The organism is Streptomyces sp. NPDC019531, from assembly GCF_044903305.1.
Taxonomy (GTDB): Bacteria; Actinomycetota; Actinomycetes; order Streptomycetales; family Streptomycetaceae; genus Streptomyces.
The window spans coordinates 236,816-261,328 of the sequence record NZ_JBJDQL010000008.1; the positions used below are offsets into that span (position 1 = coordinate 236,816).

Annotated in this window: 19 protein-coding genes; 7 read left to right on the forward strand and 12 right to left on the reverse strand. The window is 69.7% G+C overall.

The window, feature by feature from the left end; translation table 11 throughout:
• The first annotated feature begins 86 nt into the window (after window positions 1-86).
• Together ACI2L1_RS13490 and ACI2L1_RS13495 are read left to right on the forward strand one after the other, a co-directional pair.
• Window positions 87-995 (forward strand): DUF3558 family protein, encoded by a 909-nt coding sequence (locus ACI2L1_RS13490; protein WP_404739469.1) that lies wholly within the window; start codon window positions 87-89, stop codon window positions 993-995.
• Window positions 996-1,099: 104 nt separating this feature from the next.
• Complete coding sequence (locus ACI2L1_RS13495) at window positions 1,100-2,374, forward strand: DUF2637 domain-containing protein (protein ID WP_404739470.1); 1,275 nt, start codon at window positions 1,100-1,102, stop codon at window positions 2,372-2,374.
• Between the two features lie 66 nt (window positions 2,375-2,440).
• On the opposite strand, the gene lysS is transcribed toward ACI2L1_RS13495, so the two are convergent.
• Window positions 2,441-4,186, reverse strand: coding sequence for a lysine--tRNA ligase (gene lysS / locus ACI2L1_RS13500; protein ID WP_404739471.1), 1,746 nt, complete (start codon window positions 4,184-4,186; stop codon window positions 2,441-2,443).
• Between the two features lie 127 nt (window positions 4,187-4,313).
• On the opposite strand from lysS, the gene argS reads away from it, so the two are divergent.
• Complete coding sequence (gene argS, locus ACI2L1_RS13505; RefSeq protein WP_404739472.1) at window positions 4,314-6,071, forward strand: arginine--tRNA ligase; 1,758 nt, start codon at window positions 4,314-4,316, stop codon at window positions 6,069-6,071.
• Between the two features lie 18 nt (window positions 6,072-6,089).
• Here the strand turns inward: argS and ACI2L1_RS13510 are convergent, their stop codons facing one another.
• From ACI2L1_RS13510 to ACI2L1_RS13525, 4 genes are all read right to left on the reverse strand, one after another.
• Window positions 6,090-7,910, reverse strand: a complete 1,821-nt coding sequence (locus ACI2L1_RS13510) for a protein kinase (protein WP_404739473.1) — start codon at window positions 7,908-7,910, stop codon at window positions 6,090-6,092.
• Between the two features lie 54 nt (window positions 7,911-7,964).
• Window positions 7,965-9,899, reverse strand: a complete 1,935-nt coding sequence (locus ACI2L1_RS13515) for a P-loop ATPase, Sll1717 family (protein WP_404739474.1) — start codon at window positions 9,897-9,899, stop codon at window positions 7,965-7,967.
• A 149-nt stretch (window positions 9,900-10,048) separates the two neighbouring features.
• On the reverse strand, window positions 10,049-11,257 hold the full coding sequence (locus ACI2L1_RS13520) for a PLP-dependent aminotransferase family protein (protein WP_404739475.1): 1,209 nt from the start codon (window positions 11,255-11,257) through the stop codon (window positions 10,049-10,051).
• A gap of 100 nt (window positions 11,258-11,357) precedes the next feature.
• Window positions 11,358-12,260, reverse strand: a complete 903-nt coding sequence (locus ACI2L1_RS13525) for an SAM-dependent methyltransferase (protein ID WP_404739476.1) — start codon at window positions 12,258-12,260, stop codon at window positions 11,358-11,360.
• A gap of 242 nt (window positions 12,261-12,502) precedes the next feature.
• On the opposite strand from ACI2L1_RS13525, the gene ACI2L1_RS13530 reads away from it, so the two are divergent.
• Window positions 12,503-12,676 carry a hypothetical protein gene (locus ACI2L1_RS13530; protein WP_404739477.1) on the forward strand — a complete coding sequence of 58 codons (174 nt, stop codon included), beginning with the start codon at window positions 12,503-12,505 and terminating at the stop codon, window positions 12,674-12,676.
• A gap of 37 nt (window positions 12,677-12,713) precedes the next feature.
• On the opposite strand, the gene ACI2L1_RS13535 is transcribed toward ACI2L1_RS13530, so the two are convergent.
• The 7 genes from ACI2L1_RS13535 to ACI2L1_RS13565 form a co-directional block, all read right to left on the reverse strand.
• Window positions 12,714-13,070 carry a DUF805 domain-containing protein gene (locus ACI2L1_RS13535; protein WP_404739478.1) on the reverse strand — a complete coding sequence of 119 codons (357 nt, stop codon included), beginning with the start codon at window positions 13,068-13,070 and terminating at the stop codon, window positions 12,714-12,716.
• Window positions 13,071-13,363: 293 nt separating this feature from the next.
• Complete coding sequence (hemB, locus tag ACI2L1_RS13540) at window positions 13,364-14,356, reverse strand: porphobilinogen synthase (RefSeq protein ID WP_404739479.1); 993 nt, start codon at window positions 14,354-14,356, stop codon at window positions 13,364-13,366.
• A gap of 493 nt (window positions 14,357-14,849) precedes the next feature.
• The gene (locus ACI2L1_RS13545; protein WP_404739480.1) at window positions 14,850-16,556 is read right to left on the reverse strand and encodes a uroporphyrinogen-III synthase; all 1,707 of its coding nucleotides are present in this window, start codon (window positions 16,554-16,556) and stop codon (window positions 14,850-14,852) included.
• Window positions 16,553-17,512: a hydroxymethylbilane synthase gene (gene hemC, locus ACI2L1_RS13550; protein ID WP_404739481.1), complete on the reverse strand. Its 960-nt coding sequence runs from the start codon at window positions 17,510-17,512 to the stop codon at window positions 16,553-16,555. Before hemC ends, ACI2L1_RS13545 begins: the two co-directional genes overlap by 4 nt.
• Entirely contained in the window at window positions 17,509-19,218 is a 1,710-nt protein-coding gene (locus ACI2L1_RS13555; RefSeq protein WP_404739482.1) for a glutamyl-tRNA reductase, read from the reverse strand. Before ACI2L1_RS13555 ends, hemC begins: the two co-directional genes overlap by 4 nt.
• On the reverse strand, window positions 19,215-19,982 hold the full coding sequence (locus tag ACI2L1_RS13560) for a redox-sensing transcriptional repressor Rex (RefSeq protein ID WP_404739483.1): 768 nt from the start codon (window positions 19,980-19,982) through the stop codon (window positions 19,215-19,217). The genes ACI2L1_RS13555 and ACI2L1_RS13560 overlap by 4 nt, the downstream gene beginning before the upstream one ends.
• A gap of 235 nt (window positions 19,983-20,217) precedes the next feature.
• On the reverse strand, window positions 20,218-20,496 hold the full coding sequence (locus ACI2L1_RS13565) for a glutaredoxin family protein (protein WP_404739484.1): 279 nt from the start codon (window positions 20,494-20,496) through the stop codon (window positions 20,218-20,220).
• A gap of 103 nt (window positions 20,497-20,599) precedes the next feature.
• Between ACI2L1_RS13565 and ACI2L1_RS13570 the strand changes: the two genes are divergently transcribed.
• The 3 genes from ACI2L1_RS13570 to ACI2L1_RS13580 all read left to right on the forward strand — a co-directional run bounded on the left by ACI2L1_RS13570 (window position 20,600) and on the right by ACI2L1_RS13580 (window position 24,066).
• Window positions 20,600-21,526 carry an HAD family hydrolase gene (locus ACI2L1_RS13570; RefSeq protein ID WP_404739485.1) on the forward strand — a complete coding sequence of 309 codons (927 nt, stop codon included), beginning with the start codon at window positions 20,600-20,602 and terminating at the stop codon, window positions 21,524-21,526.
• A 315-nt stretch (window positions 21,527-21,841) separates the two neighbouring features.
• A complete protein-coding gene (locus tag ACI2L1_RS13575) occupies window positions 21,842-22,615 on the forward strand; it encodes an ECF subfamily RNA polymerase sigma factor, BldN family (protein WP_404739486.1) in 774 nt (257 codons plus the stop codon).
• 233 nt (window positions 22,616-22,848) lie between these two features.
• Window positions 22,849-24,066 carry a DUF5667 domain-containing protein gene (locus ACI2L1_RS13580; protein WP_404739487.1) on the forward strand — a complete coding sequence of 406 codons (1,218 nt, stop codon included), beginning with the start codon at window positions 22,849-22,851 and terminating at the stop codon, window positions 24,064-24,066.
• The last annotated feature ends 447 nt before the right edge of the window (window positions 24,067-24,513 follow it).

Sequence of the window (24,513 nt, forward strand, 5' to 3'; positions counted from 1 at the left end):
GAAGCGTTCGAAGCTGGACCGCACAGCTTGCTCACCGCGTACCGTGGCCCCTCGGACCCGATCCGACGGCAGGAACCACAAGCGTCATGAGTGAAGGAACCATGCAGCGACGAGCAGAGCGTGACCAGGGTGTTCAGCGAGCGAAGCGTCTTCACCGCGTCCTTGTCTGCGCGGCCGCAGTCCCGGTGATGCTGATCGCCGCCGGCTGCTCCTCCGACTCGAACAATGACGGCGGCGGCTCCGACAGCGCCAAGGGCGCGGACGGCGGTGCTTCGGCTTCGGCCTCGGCGAGCGCGGCGCCCACGGTGCAGGCGGCGGCGTACAAGTCGCTTCCCGAGTCGTGCGGGGTGCTGTCGGCGAAGACGCTGAAGTCGCTGGTCCCGGAGGCGGCGAGGTCGGGCAAGAAGGGTACGTCGGAGGCGGGCACGCGCGGGAGCTGTTCCTGGAGCAGCCTGGACAACAACGGTGTGAAGGGTTCCCAGTTCCGCTGGCTGAACGTGTCGCTGCTGCGTTTCGAGTCGGACACCTCGCGGGGTACGGGTGAGGCGCAGGCGCAGAAGTACTACGAGCAGCAGATCCAGGACGCCGAGTCGGTGGCCGGTGCGAAGAACACCAAGTCGCAGGCGGTTTCCGGTACGGGTGACGCGGCGACGCTGGTCCGTTACGACCTGAAGAAGAAGGAAGGCGCCTTCAAGCAGCAGACGGTCGTCACGCGCGTGGAGAACGTCGTCGTGACGGTCGACTACAACGGCGCCGGTCTGGCCGGTGACAAGGCGCCGAGCGCGGACGGTCTCGCGAAGCTCGCGGAGCAGGCCGCGAAGGAGGTCGTGTCCGCGGTGTCGGTGGCGAACGGCGAGTCCGCGGCGAGCCCGGCTCCGTCGGGTTCCGCGTCCAAGTCGGCGTCGGGCTCGAAGTCCCCGTCTCCTTCCGCGTCCACGTCGAAGTCGGCATCGAAGTCGGCATCTCCGTCCAAGTCGGCCGCGAAGAAGAGCTGAAGTAGGGCTGACGGCCTGGACCGGCCACCCGTGCGCCGCACACATGTGCCACTCTGTTGCGCGCAACAACACGTACAGGGAGGGGAGTACGGGTGGCCGCGCCCATGCAGCTGACTCGAACGCACCGCGTGCTCATAGGCGTGGTCGTGTTCGGCGCCGTGATCATCGCCGGCATCGGCTTCGCGGGGTCCTATGCGGCCGTCCGTGAACTCGCCATCAAGAAGGGCTTCGGGAACTTCAGTTATGTGTTCCCGATCGGTATCGACGCGGGTATCTGTGTCCTGCTGGCCCTGGACCTTCTCCTGACGTGGATCCGTATCCCGTTTCCCCTCCTGCGTCAGACGGCCTGGCTGCTGACAGCGGCCACGATCGCGTTCAACGGCGCGGCGGCCTGGCCGGACCCGTTGGGTGTGGGCATGCACGCGGTGATCCCGGTGCTGTTCGTGGTGGCGGTCGAGGCGGCGCGTCACGCGATCGGCCGGATGGCGGACATCACGGCGGACAAGCACATGGAGGGGGTCCGCCTCACCCGCTGGCTTCTCTCTCCCGTTCCGACGTTCCTCCTCTGGCGGCGCATGAAGCTGTGGGAGCTCCGCTCCTACGAGCAGGTCATCAAGCTGGAGCAGGAACGTCTCGTCTACCGGGCCCGCCTCCACTCCCGCTTCGGCAGGGCGTGGCGCCGCAAGGCCCCGGTGGAGTCCCTGATGCCTCTGAGGCTCGCGAGGTACGGCGTCCCCCTGGCGGAGACGGCACCGGCGGGCTTGGCGGCAGCGGGAATCGAACCGGCCCTGCTGCCCCCGGCGCCCGCGTCTGCGTCAGTCTCAGGCGGTCGTGCCGTTGAGGCGGCTCCCGACCCACGGAGAGCGGCACCCCCGAGCGGGCAGCGCCCGGAGTTGGACAGCAATCCCCACCCACGGGAAGTCGCCCCCGAACCCGAGCAAGACCAGAGCCCGTGGTTCGAAGCCCCCCAGCAGATCGACTACCAGGGCGGCTACAACCCCAACTACGACCCTGCGGAGCAGTACGAGCGCTGGTACGAGGAGCAGTTGGAGGCAGAGCAGTACGAACTCCAGCAGATCCAGTACGAGGAGCCTCCCAGGGACCCCTCGATGGAGGAGACCGGCAGCTTCCCCATCCCGGTGGCCGGCGGCCGCACCCGGGAACTCGGCGAAGGCGGCGGCCCCCCGGAACCGACGGAGGAAGACTTCTACCTGGTCTTCAAGAAGTCGATAGACGGCAGCTACCCCTCCCCCGGCCAGCTCAGGGGTGACGTGGAGGCGACGTACGGCGTCGCACTCCCGCAGCGCGAGGCCGAGCGCATGGTCAAGCGCTTCACGAACCGCCACACGGCCGAACTCCAGGAAGACCACATCGCCTGAGCGTGAGGCAGGGAAACAAGCATGGAAAAGGGGCCCTCCACAGCGGAGGGCCCCTTTCCGTACCGCCTACTCCCCGAGCAACGCCCGCACCCGCTCCTGCCCCACGGCAAGCAGCAAGGTGGGCAGCCGGGGCCCGGTGTCCCGGGACACCAGCAGCTGGTACAGCAGCGCGAAGAACGTCCGCTGAGCCGTCTTGATCTCGGCCGGCAGTTCCTTCGGCGTCGCGTCCGCGGAGAACCCGGCCTGCACCTTGGGCACGCCGTAGACGAGGTGCGTGAGCCCGTCGAGCGACCAGTGGTCGGAGAGGCCGTCGAGCAGCAGCCGTAGCGACTGCTGGGACGCCTCGTCGAGGGACTTCAGCAGCTCGGCATCGGGCTCGCTGCGCACGATGGTCCGCTGATCGGCGGGCACCTGCGTGTTGATCCACGCCTCGGCCTTGTCGTACCGGGGCCGGGCCTCGTCCAGCGCCGACAGCGGGTTGTCGGGGTCCAGCTCACTGAGAATCCGCAGCGCCTGGTCCTCGTGCCCGGCGGTGATGTCGGCGACGGACGCGAGCGTCCGGTACGGCAGCACACGCGCCGTCCGAGGCAGCTCCCCGCCCGCCGTCCGCACCGCACGCGAATGCGCGGCGACGTCCGCCGGGAGGGCCGCCCCCTCGGCGACCTTGGCGTCCAGCTTGTCCCACTCGTCGTAGAGCCGCTGGATCTCCTGGTCGAAGGCGATCTTGAAGGACTGGTTGGGCCTGCGGCGGGCGTAGAGCCAGCGCAGGATCTGCGGCTCCATGATCTTCAGTGCGTCGCCGGGCGTGGGCACGCCTCCGCGGGAGGACGACATCTTGGCCATCCCGGAGATCCCGACGAACGCGTACATCGGCCCGATGGGCTGCTGCCCGCCGAAGATCCCGACGATCTGCCCGCCGACCTGGAAGGAGGACCCGGGAGAGGAGTGGTCGACGCCGGAGGGCTCGAAGACGACACCCTCGTACGCCCATCGCATCGGCCAGTCGACCTTCCAGACCAGCTTGCCGCGGTTGAACTCGTTCAGCCGGACGGTCTCGGCGAACCCGCAGGCGTTGCAGGTGTACGACAGCTCGGTCGTGGCGTCGTCGTAGGAGGTGACCGTGGTGAGGTCCTTCTCGCAGTTGCCGCAGTAGGGCTTGTACGGGAAGTACCCGGCGGACCCGGAGGACCCGTCGTCCTCGGCGGCCGCGCCGGATCCCTCGGCGGCCTCGACCTCGGCCTCGTCGAGAGGCTTCTGCTGCTTCTTCGCGGCGGCCGGGGCCTTCTTGGTCCGGTACTGGTCGAGGATCGCGTCGATGTCCCCGCGGTGCGCCATGGCGTGCAGGATCTGCTCGCGGTAGACGCCGGAGGTGTACTGCGCGGTCTGGCTGATCCCGTCGAACTCGACGCCGAGCTCGGCGAGCGCGTCGACCATGGCGGCCTTGAAGTGCTCGGCCCAGTTCGGGTGCGCGGACCCCTTCGGCGCGGGCACGGAGGTCAGCGGCTTGCCGATGTGCTCGCCCCACGACTCGTCGACGCCCGCGACACCGGCCGGCACCTTGCGGTACCGGTCGTAGTCGTCCCAGGAGATGAGGTGCCGTACCTGGTGTCCACGGCGTCGGATCTCGTCGGCGACGAGGTGCGGGGTCATGACCTCGCGCAGGTTCCCGAGGTGAATCGGACCGGACGGGGACAACCCGGAGGCGACGACCACGGGTTTGCCGGGGGCCCGACGCTCCGACTCCTCGATGACCTCATCCGCGAAACGGGAGACCCAGTCGGTGGTCTCGGTGCTCTGACCCACGATCGGCACGTCCTTCTTTCTGAACGGGTGACGCTCCATTGTCACAGACCGCAATGCGCGCGCGAAAACCGCTTTACCCCCCATGGGATACTGACGGTGTCTATCTGATCCCACGAGGAGAACGGCACCCACTCCTATGGCCCCGGTCACGTCGCTCAACGACGCCGTCAACCAGCAGCTCACCTCCGCCATCTCCGCAGCCCTGCCGGAGACCTCCGCGGACCCTCTGCTGCGACGCAGTGACCGGGCGGACTTCCAGGCGAACGGCATCCTGGCCCTCGCCAAGAAGGCCAAGGCGAACCCGCGGGAGCTGGCGACGCAGGTCGTCTCCCAGGTCGTCGCCGGTGACGTGATCAAGGACATCGAGGTCTCCGGCCCCGGCTTTTTGAACGTGACGCTCACCGACCGGGCGATCACCGAGAACCTCGCCGCCCGGTACGCCGACGAGACGGGCCGCCTGGGCGTGCCGTACGCCCCGAACCCGGGCATCACGGTCGTCGACTACGCCCAGCCGAACGTGGCGAAGGAGATGCACGTCGGCCACCTGCGCTCCGCCGTCATCGGTGACGCGCTGCGCGCGATGCTCGACTTCACCGGCGAGAAGACGATCGGCCGGCACCACATCGGCGACTGGGGCACCCAGTTCGGCATGCTGATCCAGTACCTGTTCGAGAACCCCGGCGAGCTGGCCCCCGCGGACGAGGTCGACGGCGAGCAGGCCATGTCGAACCTGAACCGGGTGTACAAGGCGTCGCGTGTGCTCTTCGACGCGGACGAGGCGTTCAAGGAGCGGGCGCGGAAGAGGGTCGTGGCCCTCCAGTCCGGCGACAAGGAGACGCTCGAACTCTGGCAGCAGTTCGTGGACGAGTCGAAGGTCTACTTCTACTCGGTCTTCGAGAAGCTGGACATGGAGATCCGCGACGAGGAGATCGTCGGCGAGTCCGCGTACAACGAGGGCATGCCCGAGACCGCCCGCCTCCTGGAGGAGATGGGCGTCGCGGTCCGCTCCGAGGGCGCGCTGGTCGTGTTCTTCGACGAGATCCGCGGCAAGGACGACCAGCCGGTCCCGCTGATCGTGCAGAAGGCCGACGGCGGCTTCGGCTACGCGGCGAGCGACCTGACGGCGATCAGGAACCGCGTCGTCGACCTCCACGCGACCACGCTGCTGTACGTCGTGGACGTACGTCAGTCCCTGCACTTCAAGATGGTCTTCGAGACGGCCCGCCGCGCCGGCTGGCTGACCGACGGCGTCACCGCGCACAACATGGGCTACGGCACGGTGCTGGGCGCGGACGGCAAGCCGTTCAAGACGCGTGAGGGCGAGACGGTACGGCTGGAGGACCTGCTGGACGAGGCGGTGCAGCGGGCCGCCGAGGTCGTACGGGAAAAGGCGCTGGACCTCACCGAGGACGAGATCCAGGAGCGGGCCGCGCAGGTGGGCATCGGCGCGGTGAAGTACGCCGACCTGTCCACGTCCCCCAGCCGGGACTACAAGTTCGACCTGGACCAGATGGTCTCGCTGAACGGCGACACATCGGTGTACCTCCAGTACGCGTACGCCCGTATCCAGTCGATCCTGCGCAAGGCGGGAGAGGTACGGCCGACCGCCCACCCGGAGCTCGAACTGGCCGAGGCGGAGCGGGCGTTGGGCCTGCACCTGGACGCGTTCGGCGGCACCGTCTTCGAGGCGGCCGCGGAGTACGCCCCCCACAAGCTCGCCGCGTACCTGTACCAGCTGGCGTCGCTGTACACGTCGTTCTACGACAAGTGCCCGGTCCTCAAGGCCGACACCCCGGCCCAGGTCGAGAACCGCCTGTTCCTCTGCGACCTCACGGCCCGCACCCTGCACCAGGGCATGGCCCTGCTGGGGATCAGGACGCCCGAGAAGCTCTGAGCTCTCGGTCGCCCGCGGTCAGGACGAGGATTCCAGGAGTTCCTTGAGCGCGGCGACACGGGCCCAGGCGTTGTTCTGCTCCGACACGAGCTGATGGACGCGCTGGTTGACCTGTTCGGTGTCGTATCCCCGCCTCACCACTGTGAAGAGCTGGGACGCGGTGGGCAGCGAGGCGGGGTTCGGCTGCAGCGAATGCTGAAGGTCGGCCTTGCTCCGGGCGATGGCGATGAGGCTGGCGGCGGACCGCCGCTGGAACTCCACGTCGTCCGGTGAACTGTGCTCGTCCGTCGTCGCCTTGAGATGCCGCTCGACGAACTGTTCTTCCAGCCAGGCGAGTTCGGCCACTGCCCGGTGCCGCGCGATCTCCAGCCGAAGGATGTGCTCGTCCACCAGGGTGCGCCCGTAGCCCTGCCGGACCACTTTGAAGCGGACGTGTTCGTCCCATTCGGGCGGGCTCGGAGTGGTGTGCACGTCCTGCGTTTCCTGTACGGCGTCGTCGGCATCGCGGAGGGCGGCGTCGGCATCGCGGAGGGCGGCGTCGGCCTCCTCCAGGACCGTCGCGTCGCCCCGGGCACTCTGCCGGGCCTCGGCGACGATCCGTTCGGCCTCGGCGAGGGCCTCCAGGAACACCCTCTCGGCGGACGCCTTGACGGCGTCCGCCTCCTTCACGGCGTCGTCGACCACCTTGCGGACCTGCTGCCTCGCCTCTTCGGTGATCTTCTCCGCCTCCGCGCGGGCACCGGCGAGGCCCTCCTCGGCCGCCGCCCGGGACTCCTCCAGCAGACGGCGGACACCTTCCTGTGCGGCCTGTCGGCGCCGCTCCATGTCGTGCTCGGCCTCCGCACGCCGACGTTTGATGCCGTTGTCCGTCGCCTGGATGAGCAGGTCTGCTTTCAGCCTGGCCTCCTTCAGGAGCCGCCCGGAGACGGCCGCGCCGTGCCCCGGCTGGGCCGCGTCGAGGGTGTCGCCACCCGGCGCCGCCAGCGCGTGGTCGACCAGAATCGTGACCAGTGTCTCGTGCACGGCTGCGGCGTCGGCCGGCCGGTCCTCGGGACGCTTGGCGAGGAGAGCGAGGATGAGCTGGTTCAGGAGGGCCGGTATGTCACCGCCCCGTTCGGCGGGCGCCGTCGGCGTGTCCTCGATGTGCATGCGGAGTACGGCCCACGGGGTGGCGCTCGTGAAGGGCGGCGTGCCCGTCACCGCGTGATAGAGGAGGCAGCCCAGCGAGTAGAGATCGCTGCGGTGGTCGATCTCCCGCACGCCCTGGGCCTGTTCCGGGGACATGTACATCGGGGAGCCGAGCGGTGCACCGGTGACGGTGAGTTCACGGGCGCCGATGGTCTCCCCCATGAACTTCGCGACCCCGAAGTCGAGCACCTTCACCGTCCCCTCCGGGGTGAGGAGCGCGTTCGCGGGCTTGATGTCCCGGTGGACGACCCCGTGGCCGTGCGCGGCGTCCAGCGCCTGGGAGATCTGGGCGGCCCACCCCACGGCGAGCCACCAGGGCGTGGGCACGGTCTCCTTGAGCCGCGTGCCCAGGGACACCCCCCGTACGAGCTCCATGACCAGGTAGAGAGTCCTGCGCCGGTCGCCGACCTCGACCTCTCCCCAGTCGTGCACGGTCACGATGTTCTGGTGGGCCAGCCTCCCCGCCAACTGCACCTCGCGCTGGAAGCGGGCCTGCGTCTCCGCCTCGGCCGTCCCGAACTGCGGATGCACGACCTTCACGGCGACAGCCCGCCGCATCCGCTCGTCCTCGGCGGCCCAGACCTGCCCCATCCCGCCGGAACCCAGCAGACCGGTGATCCGGAACCGCCCGGCGAGCACCTCGTTCAGCACCGGTCTTCTCCCCCGTCGGCGTCCCGGCTCGCAACTCCCCTACGAGTATGCGCCTCAGTACCCCGAAGAGTCCCCCGAGCTCCCGTACGACCCACCCGCGGACCGCCGCAACCGCCGTACCTCCTCCTCCACACGGCGTACGACATCGCCGATGCCCGTGTTCTCCTCCAGCCCGCTGTCGCGGAGTTGGGCGGCGAGAGTGGTGAAGTAGTGGGCGGTGCACAGGAGATGGTCGTCCACGTCGACGCCGACGGACGCGGCGGCCCCGGGCGGGATGCCGTTGACCTCGTCCAGGACGCGGTTGACCTGGTGCGTGATCTCGTCGCGGACGTCCCGTGTCAGCGCCACCGCCCGCCCCACCTGGGCGAGTATCGAGTGGCAGGAGCGCGCAAGCTGCATCAGCAGCCGGTCGTCGCGGTTGAGGGAGGAGGAACCCGACGCGGCGGGGCTGAAGTTGCCCGACGAGACGCGCGCGTCCGCGAACTGGGGCTGGTAGCGCCTCAGGTCGACGGGGGTCGTCGCACCGAGCGCGACACGGAAGCACGGATGGACCTGGAACTCCGTCTCGTGCGGCTGGACCGGCAGCCCGTCGTCGCCCGCGTACACCACGTCGTTGCCGCGCCGCACGCCGAGGAAACCGGCCCCGTACAGCACGTCGATGACCCCGGGGAGCGTCAACGTGTTGGCGTACGCCGGGAAGTCGTGGTGCAGCGTCTCGGCGGCCGTCTCGAAGCGGCGGGCGAGCGCCGCGCGCGTGACGACGTACCCGCTGTTCTGGAAGAGCGGGAAGAGGTTCCTGAGGAACGGGTGCGCGACCAGGTACTCAGAGGTCAGGTCCTTGAGCTTCCACTCCGAGAACTGCCGGCCCGCCTGCGCCACGTCCGCCTCGGTGATCCGCTCCCGCTCGTGGTCCAACCACGCTTTCTCCTGGCAGAGGTTGAGGAACTGGATGGCGTCTCGGGGCCGGGGCAGGCAGCGCCCGAAGAGATGGCCCGTGATCTCCTCCCCGCCCACCGTCCCGGGGAACAGCTCCTTCCACAGCCGCTCCTCGGTCAGCTCGTCCCCGACCGACGCCCGCGCCCGGGCCAGCGCGAGGTCCCGCAGGGCCTGCTGCGTCCACGCGATCCTCAGCTCGTCCCCGTGGAACTTGTCGCCCTCCCCGAAGGACAGCGAGTCGTAGATGTCCGCGCGCAGGAACAGCAGGAACCGCACCGAACGTCCGTACAGGCTCGCCGCGTGCTTCGCCGCCAGCAGCAGCCCGATCACCATCGAGTTGCTGTCCGGCTCGGCCGACCACACCTGCTCCAGCTGGTCGACCATGAGCAGCAGCGGCGGGTGTACGACCCCGTCGCACCCCAGATCGGCGAAGGCCCGCGCCACGCCCCGCTCGACGATCTCCAACTGCCGTGCCGCGCGCGCCCCTTCGGACGGCGACTGCGCGAGATCCACACCGGCCTTGACCCCGAAGGCCTCCAGGGACAGCGAGGTCTGGAGCCCCCGGGCCCCTTGCGCCAGCCGCTCCACGAATCGGCCACCCCCGCCGGGCGCCTCCCCGTTCTGCTTGAGGAACCGCCCGAGCGCCTTCACCGAGTCGGTCTTGTGCCCGCCGTCATGTGCCCCCTTGGCATGATCGACGAGGTGCCTGGCGGCATGTACGGCGAACACGTACCGCCAGATCAGCGCCTTGGCCGAGTCCCCCGGCAGCCCCTGCAACTCGAACCGCCGGATCTCCTCCCCCGCGGCCTCGTCCGGCGTGACGAGCACCTTCCCGCCCCGGTGTCCGCCCTCGCCGTCGGACATCAGCTGCATGCAGATGGCGCTCTTCCCGGACCCCTTGCGCCCGATGATCAGCATCTTGCGCCCGCTGAGCGCGGCCCGGTAAGCGGCGTTGCGCAGGAAACCGCCGCGCAGCAACAGCCCCTCGGTCACGTCCCGTTCGGCGTCCTCGCGCCCGAAGTGCAGCTGCGCGAGCATCGGCTGGTCGGCCATCCCATCCCCCTCCGCCGAGCTCCGTCAGAGGCTCAGCACAGCCCGCAAGGCTATATCGACCCGCTCCATCTGCTCTCCGGGCACGTCTCCGTGATACGTGCCTCCGTACACCAGGTACTGAACCAGCGCGTCTGGTCCTTCTGGTGGGACTAGGGGCGCGGCAGCGCTCCAAACGCGTCTCCCAGCCTCCGCAGCCCCTCCCCGATCTCCCCCGGCGTCTGCGTCACGAAGCACAGCCGCAGGGTCGACCGGTCGGGCTCGCCGGCGTAGAAGGGCGCGCCTGGGACGTACGCCACATCCCGCCGCAGGACCTGCGGCAGCAGCGCGGTCGTGTCGTACGACGACGGAAGGCGGGCCCAGAGGAACATGCCGCCCTCGGGCCGGGTCCAGGTCGACCCCTCGGGCAGGGCGTCGGCCAGTCCCGCCAGCATGGCGTCCCGCCGTTCCCGGTACACGTCCGCGACCCGCGCCACATGCGCGTCGAGGTCCCGGTCGGCCAAGTACCGCGCCGCAGCGAGCTGGTTGACGGTCGGGGTGTGCAGATCGGCGGCCTGCTTGGCGACCGTGCAGGCCCGCCGCAGCTCGCCGGGCGCCCGCAGCCAGCCGAGCCGCAGCCCGGGGGCCATGACCTTGGAGAAGGAGCCGAGCAGCACGACCCGGTCGTGGACCTCCTCGTGGGAGGCGATCCACGGCACCCGCCCGCCCTCGAAGCGGAGTTCGCCGTACGGGTCGTCCTCGACGATCCACAGCCCGCACCGCGCGGCCACGGACGCGACGGCGGCCCTGCGCCCCGCGGACATGGTCCGCCCGGTCGGGTTCTGGAAGGTGGGCACGGTGTAGAGGAACTTGGGCCGCTCCCGCAGCACGAGTTCCTCCAGCGCCTCGGGGTCCGGGCCTTCCTCGTCCCCGGGCACGGCCACCACTCGGGCCCCTGCGAACCCGAAGGCCTGGAGAGCGGCCAGATAACAGGGGCTCTCGACGAGGACGGTGTCCCCGGGCTCCAGCAGGGCGGTGGCGAGCAGCGACAGCGCCTGCTGCGAGCCGGTGGTGACCAGCAGGTCGTCGGCGTCCGTGCCGAGCCCGCGGGCCGACATACGCGCTGCCAGAGCCGTCCGCAGCACGGGCTCGCCCTCGGTCGTGGAGTACTGGAGCGCCCGCGAGGGCATCTCCTCCAGCACCGCACGGTAGGCGTCCGCGATCCCCTCGGCGTCGAAGAACTCCGGCGCCGGCAGCCCGCCCGCGAAGTTGATGACCTCGGGGCGGCCGGTGACGGCAAGGATGTCCCGTACGGGCGACCCGCCGACCGCCCGGGCCCGGGCGGCGAGCGGCGGCACAGAAGCGAACGTGGGCACCGTCATGACACGGCTCCTCAGGCTGCGACGACAAGGTGCAGCGCAGCCTAGAGAACTGAGTGCCGCCTACAAGCACCTTTCCGCGATACGGACGCGGCGCACCGGCTCACGCCTTGGTGCCGGTGGCCCCGTAGACGTTGATGTCGTCGTCCGTGACGTCGTTGATGTCGCGGTAGCGAATCTTCTCGATGTCGTCGAGGGAGGCGAAATCGTCCGCGTCGATGGCGGGGGGCGCGGGCGCCGGGCCGGGATGCCACAGATGCGCGGGCACCACCCCGGGCTCGTCCAGCGAGACGCCCGGCACCTCGGTGAAGAACCGCTCCACCTCCGCCTTGGACCGGAACACGAAGGTGAACCCCCGCTCGGTGTACGTCCGCTGGACCGCGCGGGTCGGCTCGGGATGCATCTCATCGGTCAGATGGCTGAGAACGAGCCGGCTCCCCACCGGCAACGCCTCCACCAGCTCCCGCACGATCGGATAGGCCTCCTCGTCCTCGACGAAGTGCAGGATCGCGACCAGGCACAGGGCGATCGGCTGGTCGAAGTCCAGGGTCTTGGCGGCCTGTTCGAGGATCTGCGCGGGGCTCTTGAAGTCGGCGTCGATGTAGTCCGTACGCCCCTCGGGCCCGCTGGTGAGCAGCGCACGCGCGTGGGCCAGCACCACGGGGTCGTTGTCGACGTAGACGACCCGTGCGTCGGGCCGGATGCGCTGGGCGATCTGGTGGACGTTCTCGGCGGTGGGCAGTCCGGTGCCGATGTCGAGGAACTGCCGGATGCCGTCCTGCTCGGCCAGTCTGTTGACGGCCCGGCGCATGAAGTCGCGGTTGTGGCGTACGTCGAGGTAGCCGCGCGGGTTGGCGGCGAGCGCGGCGGCGGCCGCCTCGCGGTCGGGGGGGTAGTTGTCCTTGCCGCCGAGGAAGACGTCGTAGACACGGGCCGGATGCGCCTTGGTGGTGTCGATCCTCTTGGCCAGTTCGGCCGGGTCCTGACTCAGCGCGTCACTGGACATGGGCGTCTCCCCTATGAGTCGGTCATGAGTCGGTCCTTCAACGGACAACCACCACGATGGTCAAGAACCTAACTCGCGAGGGCAGTTGATGGTGCCCGGTGCCCGAGATGCACCGTCCCGCGTCCCGCGCCGGGGACTCGGGACAGGGTATCTGCGCAGGTCACAGCGGGGAGCGGGCGTAAGCCGTCCCGGATTCACAGCCAGAGCTGGCGAACGCCCCTCCGCGCCCGCAGCCTGTTCCCATGTCCACCCGCCGCACTCACCGTCCCCGTCGCACGACCGCGCTCGCCCTGCTCACCCTCCTCGCGCTCCCCGTCCTTTCGGCGTGCAAGGACGGCCAGGGCGTACGCGACGAGGGCCCGGCCAAGGCGGCCGCGGTGGTCCCCGCTCAAAACCAGAAGGCCGCCCGGCACTGACCGGGCGGCCTCGAAGCTCAGCTACTGCAACAGACGATCACACGTGCGCGGGGGCGAACTTCGGGTTGGGGCCGTACTTGTTCTCGCCCGGCTCGCCGTCGAGGACGGAGAACACGAACAGGGTGATGCCGCCGACGAGCGGAACGAACCCGAAGAGGATCCACCAGCCGCTGCGACCCGTGTCGTGCAGCCGGCGAATCGTGACACCCAGGCTGGGCAGCAGGATGCCGACGTAGAAGATGATCGGCAGCCACGTCATCTTGGCCGCGAGGCCGATACCCAGCAGCACGACGTAGATGATCGCGACGAACAGCATGTACATCCAGTACTCCTTGCGGCGAGCACGGCCGCTGAAGACTGCGTACTTCTTGAGTACCTCGATGAACCAGCTCATGGTGGTGTCCCCCCAGAGATCGACGTTCGGAACCGTTCCGAATGGATCAGGCCAGGCGAGAAGATATGGAGGATGTCGAGAACTCGTCAATTCGACTGATGTAAGCGGTTCATCAAGTCGAGCGCCTGACGGGACCCGACAAATCCACCCACCGAAGGGGCCAATCCGGGACAGATCACCAGAAGGTCACCGCCCGAACCGGGTCCCGTGGTCCGGACCTTGGCCGGTTCGAGCTCCGGCCGTGTCCGGACCGAGCTCGAACCGTTGCCGCAACACGCCGTCGGGCGGCCGCGTCAGCCGAGCTTCTGAGCCACTTCGGTCGCCCAGTAGGTGAGGATGTTCCGCGCCCCGGCCCGCTTGATCCCGGTCAGCGCCTCCAGGATCGCCCGATCCCGGTCGATCCAGCCCTTCTCGGCGGCGGCCTCGATCATCGAGTACTCACCGGAGATCTGATAGGCGGCGACCGGCACGTCCACCGCGTCGGCGACCCGCGCCAGGATGTCGAGGTAGGGGCCGGCCGGCTTGACCATCACCATGTCGGCGCCCTCCTCCAGATCCTGGGCCAGCTCCCGCAGGGACTCCCGCGCGTTCGCCGGATCCTGCTGGTAGGTCTTCCGGTCGCCCTGCAGCGACGAGGCGACGGCCTCCCGGAAGGGTCCGTAGAAGGCGGAGGCGTACTTGGCGGTGTAGGCGAGGATGGCGACATCCTCACGCCCGATCTGGTCCAGGGCGTCCCGGACGACCCCGATCTGGCCGTCCATCATCCCGCTGGGGCCCACGACATGAGCGCCCGCGTCGGCCTGCACCTGTGCCATCTCGGCGTACCGCTCCAGGGTCGCGTCGTTGTCGACACGCCCGTCCGCGTCCAGCACCCCGCAGTGCCCGTGATCGGTGGTCTCGTCGAGACACAGGTCGGACATGACGAGCAGTTCGTCCCCCACCTCGGCCCGCACGTCCCGGATGGCGACCTGGAGAATCCCGTCGGGGTCGGTGCCCGGCGTCCCGAGGGCGTCCTTCTTGTCCTCCTCCGGCACCCCGAAGAGCATGATCCCGGAGATCCCGGCCGCCACGGCCTCCGCGGCCGCCTTCTTCAGACTGTCCCGCGTGTGCTGCACGACCCCGGGCATCGCCGAGATCGGCACGGGCTCACGCGCCCCCTCCAGCACGAACGCCGGGAGGATGAAGTCAGCGGGATGCAGCCGGGTCTCGGCGACCATGCGCCGCATGACGGGGGTGGACCGCAGCCGCCGGGGCCGCGTGCCGGGAAAGGATCCGTACGTCGACATGGCTTCTACGCTACGCCCGCCTCAGGGGCCCCTTTGCCGACGAACCGTCGGAGCCCGGGGCGGGAACGGCCCGCCGTAACACGCCCGACTGCACCCACCCAGGGGCGCGGGGAACTGCGCGACCAACCCCCACCGCCCCGCACCCGACAACCGGCCCCCAGCATCGGCCCGTCGCAACGCCCCCGACCACACCCACCCAGGGGCGCGGGGAACTGCGCAACCAACCCCCACCGCCCCGCACCCGACAACCAGACCCCAGCATCGGCCCGTCGCAACGCCCCCGACCACACCCACCCAGGGGCGCGGGGAACTGCGCAACCAGCGGCACCCCGGGCGACGAGACCGACCGCGCCCGAGCCTGGACCCCGGACGTCTACGAACGCCTATGCCGCACGAAATCGACGTACGACCCGCAGAACCTCCTGCGCTACGGCCACACGGTGACCCCGGCCGTCTGAGAGCCGGTGTCACCGTGTGGTCGTAGCGACGGAACTCAGGTCGTCGACCGCCGCCGCCGGGCCCCCGGCCGCCGCTCGCTCGGCCGCGTCACCGGATCCCCGGCCTCGGCCGCCGCCGCCCGCCGCTTGAGACCGAAGTCGGCGAGGGCCTCGGCCAGCTTGTGCACGGACGGCTCGGGAGCCATCACGTCCACCCGCAGACCATGCTCCTCGGCGGTCTTGGCCGTGGCGGGCCCGATGCACGCGATCACGGTCACGTTGTGCGGCTTCCCGGCGATCCCGACCAGGTTCCGCACGGTCGACGACGAGGTGAAGAGCACGGCGTCGAACCCGCCGCCCTTGATCGCCTCCCGCGTATCCGCGGGCGGCGGCGAGGCCCGCACCGTCCGGTAGGCGGTGACGTCGTCGACCTCCCACCCGAGCTCGATGAGCCCGGCGACCAGGGTCTCGGTCGCGATGTCGGCCCGAGGAAGGAACACCCGATCGATCGGGTCGAACACCGGGTCGTACGGCGGCCAGTCCTCAAGAAGACCCGCAGCCGACTGCTCACCGCTCGGCACCAGATCAGGCTTCACACCGAAGGCAACAAGCGCCTTCGCCGTCTGCTCGCCCACCGCGGCGACCTTGATCCCCGCGAACGCACGGGCGTCGAGGCCGTACTCCTCGAACTTCTCCCGTACGGCCTTGACGGCGTTGACCGAGGTGAAGGCGATCCACTCGTACCGGCCCGTGACCAGCCCCTTGACCGCCCGCTCCATCTGCTGGGGCGTTCTCGGCGGCTCGACGGCGATCGTCGGCACCTCGTGCGGCACGGCCCCGTAGGACCGCAGCTGGTCGGAGAGCGACGCCGCCTGCTCCTTCGTACGCGGCACGAGAACCTTCCAGCCGAACAGCGGCTTGTTCTCGAACCACGACAGCTGGTCGCGCTGCGCGGCGGCGGAACGCTCACCGACCACGGCTATCACGGGCCGCGCGCCCTCGGGCGAGGGCAGCACCTTGGCCTGCTTGAGCATCTGGGCGATGGTGCCCAGGGTCGCGGTCCAGGTCCGCTGCCGCGTGGTCGTACCCGCGACGGTGACCGTCATCGGCGTATCGGGCTTGCGCCCGGCCGCGACCAGCTCCCCGGCGGCGGCGCCCACGGAGTCCAGGGTCGTCGACACGACCACGGTCCCGTCGGACGCCCCCACCTCCGTCCAGCACCGGTCGGAGGCCGTCCGCGCGTCGACGAACCGCACGTCCGCGCCCTGCGCGTCCCGCAGCGGCACCCCGGCGTAGGCGGGTACGCCCACGGCGGCGGCCACACCGGGCACGACCTCGAAGGGCACGCCCGCACGGACGCAGGCCAGCATCTCCTCGGCGGCGTACGCGTCGAGCCCGGGGTCCCCGGACACCGCACGCACGACCCGCCTGCCGCCCCGCGCGGCCTCCATGACAAGATGTGCGGCATCCCGTACAGCGGGGACCGCAGCGGTTGTTGACGCTCCGTCAACAACCGTCAGTTGGGGCGCGCCCGTGCCCGGACCCGAAGCCGAAAACGACTCCGTGTCCGTGTTCACGACGGTGACGCCCGACCGAGCATGGACGCGCACGACGTCGAGCACTTCGTGCCCGGCGACGAGGACGTCCGCGTTCGTGAGCGCCTCGACGGCGCGCAGAGTCAGTAGTCCCGGATCTCCGGGTCCGGCACCGAGGAAGGTGACGTGCCCGTGTTCAGGACCGGCGGGAAGAGTGGTGGGGCTCACTGTGCTCGCTCCCCCATCAGACCGGCCGCGCCCTGGGCTAGCATCTCGGCCGCGAGTTCACGGCCGAGCGCCATTGCTTGGTCGTACGTCTCGGGCACGGGACCGGTGGTGGACAACTGCACCATGCGCGAGCCGTCGGTCGTGCCGACGACGCCCCGCAGGCGCATTTCCTTGACAATCTGCCCGTCGGCCAGCAGGTCGGCAAGCGCGCCCACAGGGGCGGAGCAGCCGGCCTCCAGGGCGGCGAGCAGTGACCGCTCGGCGGTCACGGCGACCCGCGTGAGCGGGTCGTCGAGCTCGCCGAGCGCTGCGATCAGGTCCGCGTTGTCCGCGGTGCACTCGATCGCGAGTGCTCCCTGGCCGGGAGCGGGCAAAACCGTGTCGACCGACAGGAAGTCGGTCACTTCGTCGATACGGCCGATGCGCTGCAACCCTGCCGCAGCCAGCACCACCGCATCCAGTTCACCATCGCGCACAAACCGCACCCGGGTGTCGATGTTCCCCCGGATCGCAACCGTCTCGATATCAAGTCCGTGTGCGCGGGCATACGCGTTCAGCTGGGCAAGGCGCCGGAGCGAACCGGTACCGATCCGGGCGCCTCGGGGCAGGTCGGTGAACTTCAGGGCGTCCCGGGCGACGATGACGTCCCGGGGGTCCTCGCGCTCGGGTATCGCGGCCAGCGCCAGCTCGTCCGGCTGCCCGGTCGGCAGGTCCTTCAGCGAGTGCACCGCGAAGTCGACCTCGCCCTTGAGCAGGGCTTCGCGCAGCGCGGTCACGAAGACGCCGGTGCCGCCGATCTGCGCGAGCTGCTCCCTGGACACATCGCCGTAGGTGGTGATCTCGACGAGCTCCACGGGCCGCCCGGTCACCTGGCTCACGGCGTCCGCCACCTGCCCGGACTGGGCCATGGCGAGCTTGCTTCGCCTGGTCCCGAGCCGTAGCGCCTTGGTACTCATGCCGACCCTCGGCCTTCCTCATCGGTGGTGCTGTCCTCGGCGCGGGAAACGGCGGCCACCGTCTCGGAGTCGAGGTCGAACAGGGTCCGCAGCGCGTCCGCGTACCCGGCACCGCCGGGCTCGGCCGCGAGCTGCTTGACCCGTACGGTCGGCGCGTGCAGCAACTTGTCGACCACGCGCCGAACGGTCTGCGTGATCTCCCCACGCTGCTTGTCGTCAAGGCCCGGCAGCCGCCCGTCGAGCCGGGCGATCTCACCGGCGACGACTTCGGCGGCCATGCTCCGCAGGGCCACGACGGTGGGCGTGATGTGCGCGGCCCGGAGCGCGGCCCCGAAGGCGGCGACCTCATCGGCGACGATACGACGCACTTGATCGACATCGGCCGCCATGGGAGCGTCGGCCGAAGCCTCCGCGAGCGACTCGATGTCGACGAGCCGCACCCCGCTGAGCCGATGCACGGCAGCGTCGATGTCCCGGGGCATGGCGAGGTCGAGCAGGAACAGCGAGGGCGCCGGCCGCGGAATCTCAGCCACGGGCTCGGGCCGCCGCCGCTCGGGCACCCGCCCGATCACAGCAGCGGTGGCGGCGAGCGCGGCGATGGCGTCGGCTTCCTGGACGGGATCGACGACGGAAACGGAGCCCTGCGGCCGGGGCGCGTTGTCGACCCAAGCGGCGTGCTGCTCCAGCTCAGAGGCAGCCATCCCGGCGACGGCGGCTTCCCCGAGCACGGAGAAACCGGCGGTGGCCTGCATGGGGGCCAGATCGAGCGGACAGTTCTCCTCAGTCACGGAGTCTGCGGGCAGTCGTGCCGCTTGGGCGGCTCCCGACCCAAAGCGGGGCGGCACTTCGCCGGCGCCGAGTTGCGCGACCCACCCCCGCCCAGCAGCAACAGTCTCAGCAGTCAGAACAAGCCCAGTCGCCCCCGTACAAGACACCACAACATCGGCACGTGTCAGCTCGTCCGACACCGAATCCATCGGTATCGCACGGGCAACCACGTCAGAGTCGGCCCCGTCACTGAGGATCTCCACAAGCCGCTCGGCCCGATCGGCAGTCCGGTTGGCGATCACGATCTCCGCCACCCCGACCCGCGCAAGCGTCGCCGCGGCCAGCGAGGACATGGACCCGGCCCCGATGACCAGCGCCTTCTTACCGAGAGCCCAGTCCGGCACAGCCGTACCGGAAGCCAACTGCTCCAGCCCGAACGTGACCAGCGACTGCCCGGCCCGATCGATCCCCGTCTCGGAGTGCGCCCGCTTGCCCACCCGCAGCGCCTGCTGGAACAGGTCGTTCAACAGCCGCCCGGCCGTGTGCATCTCCTGCGCCCTGGCCAGCGAGTCCTTGATCTGCCCGAGGATCTGCCCCTCGCCGACGACCATGGAGTCGAGCCCACAGGCGACGGAGAACAGATGGTGGACGGCCCGGTCCTCGTAGTGCACGTACAGATAGGGAGTGAGCTCGTCCAGCCCCACCCCACTGTGCTGGGCGAGCAGCGTCGACAGCTCGGCCACCCCCGCGTGGAACTTGTCCACGTCGGCGTACAGCTCGATCCGGTTGCAGGTCGCCAGCACCGCCGCCTCCGCGGCCGGCTCCGCGGCAACCGTGTCCTGAAGCAACTTCACCTGCGCATCGACATGCAGGGCGGCCCGCTCAAGGACGCTGACCGGAGCGCTGCGGTGGCTCAGTCCGACGACGAGGAGACTCATGCCGGCATCACGGCGGGTACGTCCCCGTCGGGTCCCTTGTCGGCGGAGTCGCCACGGCGGCCGGCGACGACCGGACCGGCGCCGTCGGAACCGGCGGCCTCCTCACCGGCCTTGCGCTGCTCGTGGAAGGCGAGGATCTGCAGCTCGATGGAGAGGTCGACCTTGCGCACGTCGACGCCGTCCGGCACGGACAGCACGGTCGGCGCGAAGTTCAGGATGGAGGTGACCCCGGCGGCCACGAGCCGGTCGCACACCGGCTGGGCGGCACCGGCGGGGGTGGCGATGACACCGATGGACACGCCGTTGTCCTCGATGATCTTTTCCAGGCCGTCCGAGTGCTGCACCGGAATCCCCGCGACGGGCTTGCCGGCCATCGCCGGATCGGCGTCGATCAGCGCGGCGACACGGAATCCACGGGACGCGAAGCCACCGTAGTTGGCGAGAGCCGCGCCGAGGTTACCGATACCGACGATCACAACCGGCCAGTCCTGGGTCAGGCCGAGTTCGCGGGAGATCTGGTAGACGAGATACTCGACGTCGTAGCCGACACCGCGCGTTCCGTAAGAACCCAGGTAGGAAAAATCCTTGCGCAGCTTGGCGGAGTTGACCCCCGCCGCGGCCGCGAGCTCCTCGGAGGAGACCGTGGGTACCGAGCGCTCCGACAGTGCGGTCAGCGCGCGGAGGTACAGCGGAAGCCTGGCGACGGTGGCCTCGGGAATCCCTCGGCTACGGGTCGCCGGTCGGTGAGTTCGGCCAGTTGCCACGGTGCTCCTGCGGGTAGAGCGGGGCTGCAGGCGGTCATGCGTCCCCAGACCGCCCCGTCGAAAGCAGGCTATGTCTTTGTGAACGCGTGCACAAAGATGGTGTCCGATTTGCCCGGCCAACGTGACCGGGGTCACGCACGTCTCTCTTGGAGGCAAAACCGCACACTTCCCTCAATAATCCCGCCCCCGAGATCAAGTCGCCATCGATCCTAAGCGACATGCCGGACCGGTCGCCCTAGTCCGTCAGGGCCTTGCGGAGGCGTTCCTCGTTCACCCGCCAGAAGGTGTGCTGTTCTCCGTCGACGAGCACCACGGGGATCTGCTCCCAGTACCGGTCGTGGAGTTGGGGGTCCTGGTCGATGTCCTTGCGCTCCCAGGGAACCCCGAGTTCACCGCACACCTTCTCGATCACCAGCTGTGCGTCATCACACAGATGACAGCCCGGCTTGCGGATGAGCGTGACGAGCCGGTCCTCGGGACGCCTGGCCGGCCCGCGACGGAAGAGGGGAGTCATGACGGCCATTCTCGCCCCTGTTTAACGACACGGTCGTGGAGAGTTCACACCCTTCAAACCTCTCGACTCCGGAACCACCGAACAAACTGGCTATGCTCACGCCATGGCCGCTCTCGGATGGCTCACTCCCCGTAGGCGCTCCGCCACGGCGCGAAGCGTGTTGGCAGGCGAAGCCTCGGCGGAGGCAGCTCGCAAGTCCTCCCAGGAGGCCGAGGACACCTCCGGCGCGGAACCGGAGTCGCAGTTCCCGGTCCTGGGCGACGACAAGGCCGCCGCCTTCTTCGACCTGGACAACACCGTGATGCAGGGCGCCTCCCTCTTCCACTTCGGCCGGGGCCTGTACAAGCGGAAGTTCTTCGAGACGCGCGACCTGGCGAAGTTCGCCTGGCAGCAGGCGTGGTTCCGGCTGGCCGGCTTCGAGGACCCCGAACACATGCAGGAGGCCCGTGACTCGGCGCTCTCCATCGTCAAGGGTCACCGTGTCGCCGAGCTCCAGTCGATCGGCGAGGAGATCTACGACGAGTACATGGCCGAGCGCATCTGGCCGGGCACCCGCGCGCTCGCGCAGGCCCACCTGGACGCGGGCCAGAAGGTGTGGCTGGTCACGGCGGCTCCGGTGGAGATCGCCCAGGTGATCGCCCGCCGCCTGGGCCTCACGGGCGCGTTGGGCACCGTGGCGGAGTCGGTGGACGGCGTCTACACGGGCAAGCTGGTGGGCGAACCACTGCACGGCCCCGCGAAGGCGGAGGCGGTCCGCGCCCTGTCCGCGGCGGAGGGCCTGGACCTCTCCCGTTGCGCCGCCTACAGCGACAGCCACAACGACATCCCGATGCTCTCCCTCGTCGGCCACCCCTACGCGATCAACCCGGACACCAAGCTCCGCAAGCACGCGAGGCAACTGGACTGGCGTCTACGTGATTACCGCACCGGCAGGAAGGCCGCGAAGGTCGGCATCCCGGCGGCGGCGGGCGTAGGAGCGGTGGCAGGCGGCACGGCAGCGGCGATCGCCCTGCACAAACGCCGCCGGTAACCAGGCAAACACACCAATCCACGGGTTTTGCCGGCGTAACCCCGTGTGCAGCGGCATTGGCTGCACACGGCCACAACACGCCCTGTTCCATGACAGAACGTGACTGCTTTCGATCAACAACCGGTCACTCTGCGGTACTTGATGGGACCTCAATCGGTTACAGAAGCGACGTAATCGATGAATAGAGCAACTGGGTGTAGCAGCGCCTGCACTAAGCGTTATTCTCCTCAGACGCAATCCGGTACCCCTTCCGTCGCTACGACGGGTGAACGGTCCCGCACTGCACGTGATGGAAGCTCTGCCTCTGGGAGTCCCGTGTACCCACACGTCGGGGTTGACGCCTCGGGCCTGGCTACGCTGCGCGCTACGGTCCAAGACCTGTTGCGCGGCTTCGTCCCCACCGCGTACGCCGTCCCCGCCCTCGCCGTGGCCACGGCACCGATCGGCCCGTGCTACGCACTGGCCGAAGGTTCCGCGGCCGTCGGCAGACGAGGGCGTTCCACCGGTGCCCCAACGGCCCGCCGTCCGGCCGCGGACAGCGACAGCGCCCGCATGATGGACCTGGTCGAACGCGCCCAGGCCGGCGAGGCCGACGCCTTCGGCCGCCTGTACGACCAGTACAGCGACACGGTGTACCGGTACATCTATTACCGGGTAGGAGGTAAGGCCACCGCCGAGGACCTGACGAGCGAGACGTTCCTGCGTGCGCTCAGAAGGATCGGCACCTTCACCTGGCAGGGCCGCGACTTCGGCGCCTGGCTCGTCACGATCGCGCGCAACCTCGTCGCCGACCACTTCAAGTCCAGCCGGTTCCGGCTGGAGGTCACCACCGGCGAGATGCTCGACGCCAACGAGGTCGAGCGCTCCCCGGAGGACTCCGTCCTGGAGTCCCTCTCCAACGCCGCACTGCTGGACGCCGTCCGCCGGCTCAATCCACAGCAGCAGGAGTGCGTGACCCTCCGTTTCCTCCAGGGCCTCTCGGTCGCCGAGACCGCCCGGGTGATGGGCAAGAACGAGGGCGCCATCAAGACTCTCCAGTACCGGGCCGTCCGCACCCTGGCCCGGCTCCTCCCGGACGACGCCCGCTGAGAGCGCACGCCCGGTAACCATCAACTCGCTCTCGGTGAAAGTCCGTTGACTCCCCGATCCGATCATCCGCAGTCCGTAACCCAAGTGCCGCGCCACTCGTTGTGCGGGATGCAGGCTCCCTGTGGTCACTCCCTGGCCGACTTCGATCACTCGATCGTGTGCTCATGGTCAGGGTGTGCAACCCTCAGGACCCCCTGGGGAGTCGACCGTCATGACGAGAGGAGGTGCCGCCAGTGATCGCGAACGTATCGGCGCACCGGCGGGCGAACGCCTTCGCCCAGGACCTGGAGGAGCAGTCCGACCGGGACACGGCGGCCGAGCAGTCCGAAGGACACCCGCCGGCCACCGCGGAACACACCGATCAGGACCGTCTGTTGGTCCTCGCGGAGTGTCTCGGCGAGCTGCCCAGGCCTGGGCTGGACCCCGAAGTCAAGGTCGTCCAGCGGGCCCAGCTGGTGGCCGCGATGGAGGCCATGCTGCTGGAGGGCGGCGGGGCAGATCCCGCGGTCCCCGAGCAGCGCTCCCACCGGGCCAAGGGCGCACACCGGGCGAGTGGGCTGGGCAAGCTGCGACCGCGTTCCCGGCTCACCAAGGGCCTGGCCGCGGGCGGTCTGAGCGTAGGGGTCGCCGCCGGAGCCTTCGGCGGAGTGGCCGCGGCCAGCTCGGACGCCCTGCCCGGGGACTCGCTGTACGGCCTCAAGCGCGGCATCGAGGACTTCAAGCTCAACCACCTGTCCGACGGGGACGACGAGCGCGGTGTCGCCTACCTCGACCAGGCCTCCACCCGGCTGAGCGAAGCCCGGCGCCTGATGGAGCGCGACCGGGGCGGTCACCTCGACCACGAGTCCCTGGGCGAGGTCCGCCGCGCCCTGTCCGGGATGCAGCACGACGCCTCCGAGGGCCACCGCCTGCTGCACGAGGCGTACGAGCGCGACCCGAAGTCCCTGAGCCCCATCCAGGCGCTCGACAGCTTCTCCCGCTCACACCGCGAAGCCTGGGGCGCGCTCCGCGAGCGGTTGCCCGTGCAGCTGGGCGATGTCAGCGACCAGGTGTCCGAGGTCTTCGACGCCATAGACGAAGAGGTCGCCCCCCTCCAGTCCCTGCTCCCCGAGCCCCCGTCGCAGGGCGGCGGCAAGGGCAGCGGTCAGCGGCAGGGCTCCGGATCGGCGTCCTCGGAGACCTCTACCGGTTCCGGCCGGTCGACGACCCCGGGCACCGGCGGCTCCGCCGAGCAGAGCGGAGGCGGCAACCCCAGCAAGTCGGCCACCTCCGGCAGCCAGGACGACGGCCTGCTCGGCGGCAACACCGGCGGCCTGCTCGACCCCCCGAAGGAGACCGGCAGCACCACCCCGACCTCCCCGGCCCCCTCGGCCGACCCGGACGTCACCCTCCCGCCCCTGCTCCCGGGCCTCCTGCCGGGCCTGGGCATCAACGGCGAGGACGCGAGCTAGCCCTTCCAGTACGACGATGGGGGCGCCCTTCCTGGAAAGGGCGCCCCCATCGTCGTAGAACACGCAAGGTCAGAAGAAAACGAACCGCCGCTGCACCAACAACGTGGCCCCGCCCGCCTGCCGCCCTCGCACCGCTGCGCAGGCTTCACACAGCTACGCCGGACTCCGTCCAGCAACTCCACCCGCGACCACGCCCCCAGTCGGCTCAGAAGAAGACCGACCTCCGCTGCACCAGCAACTTGGCCCCTCCTGTCTGCTGCCCTCGCACTGCTGCGCAGGCTTCGGACAACTGCGCCGGACTCCGTCCAGCGGCTCCACCCGGCCGGGGCCCTCTCACCGCCACTGTCGGCCGGCGACCACGCCCCCAGTCGGCTCAGAAGAAGACCGACCTCCGCTGCACCAGCAACTTGGCCCCTCCTGTCTGCTGCCCTCGCACTGCTGCGCAGG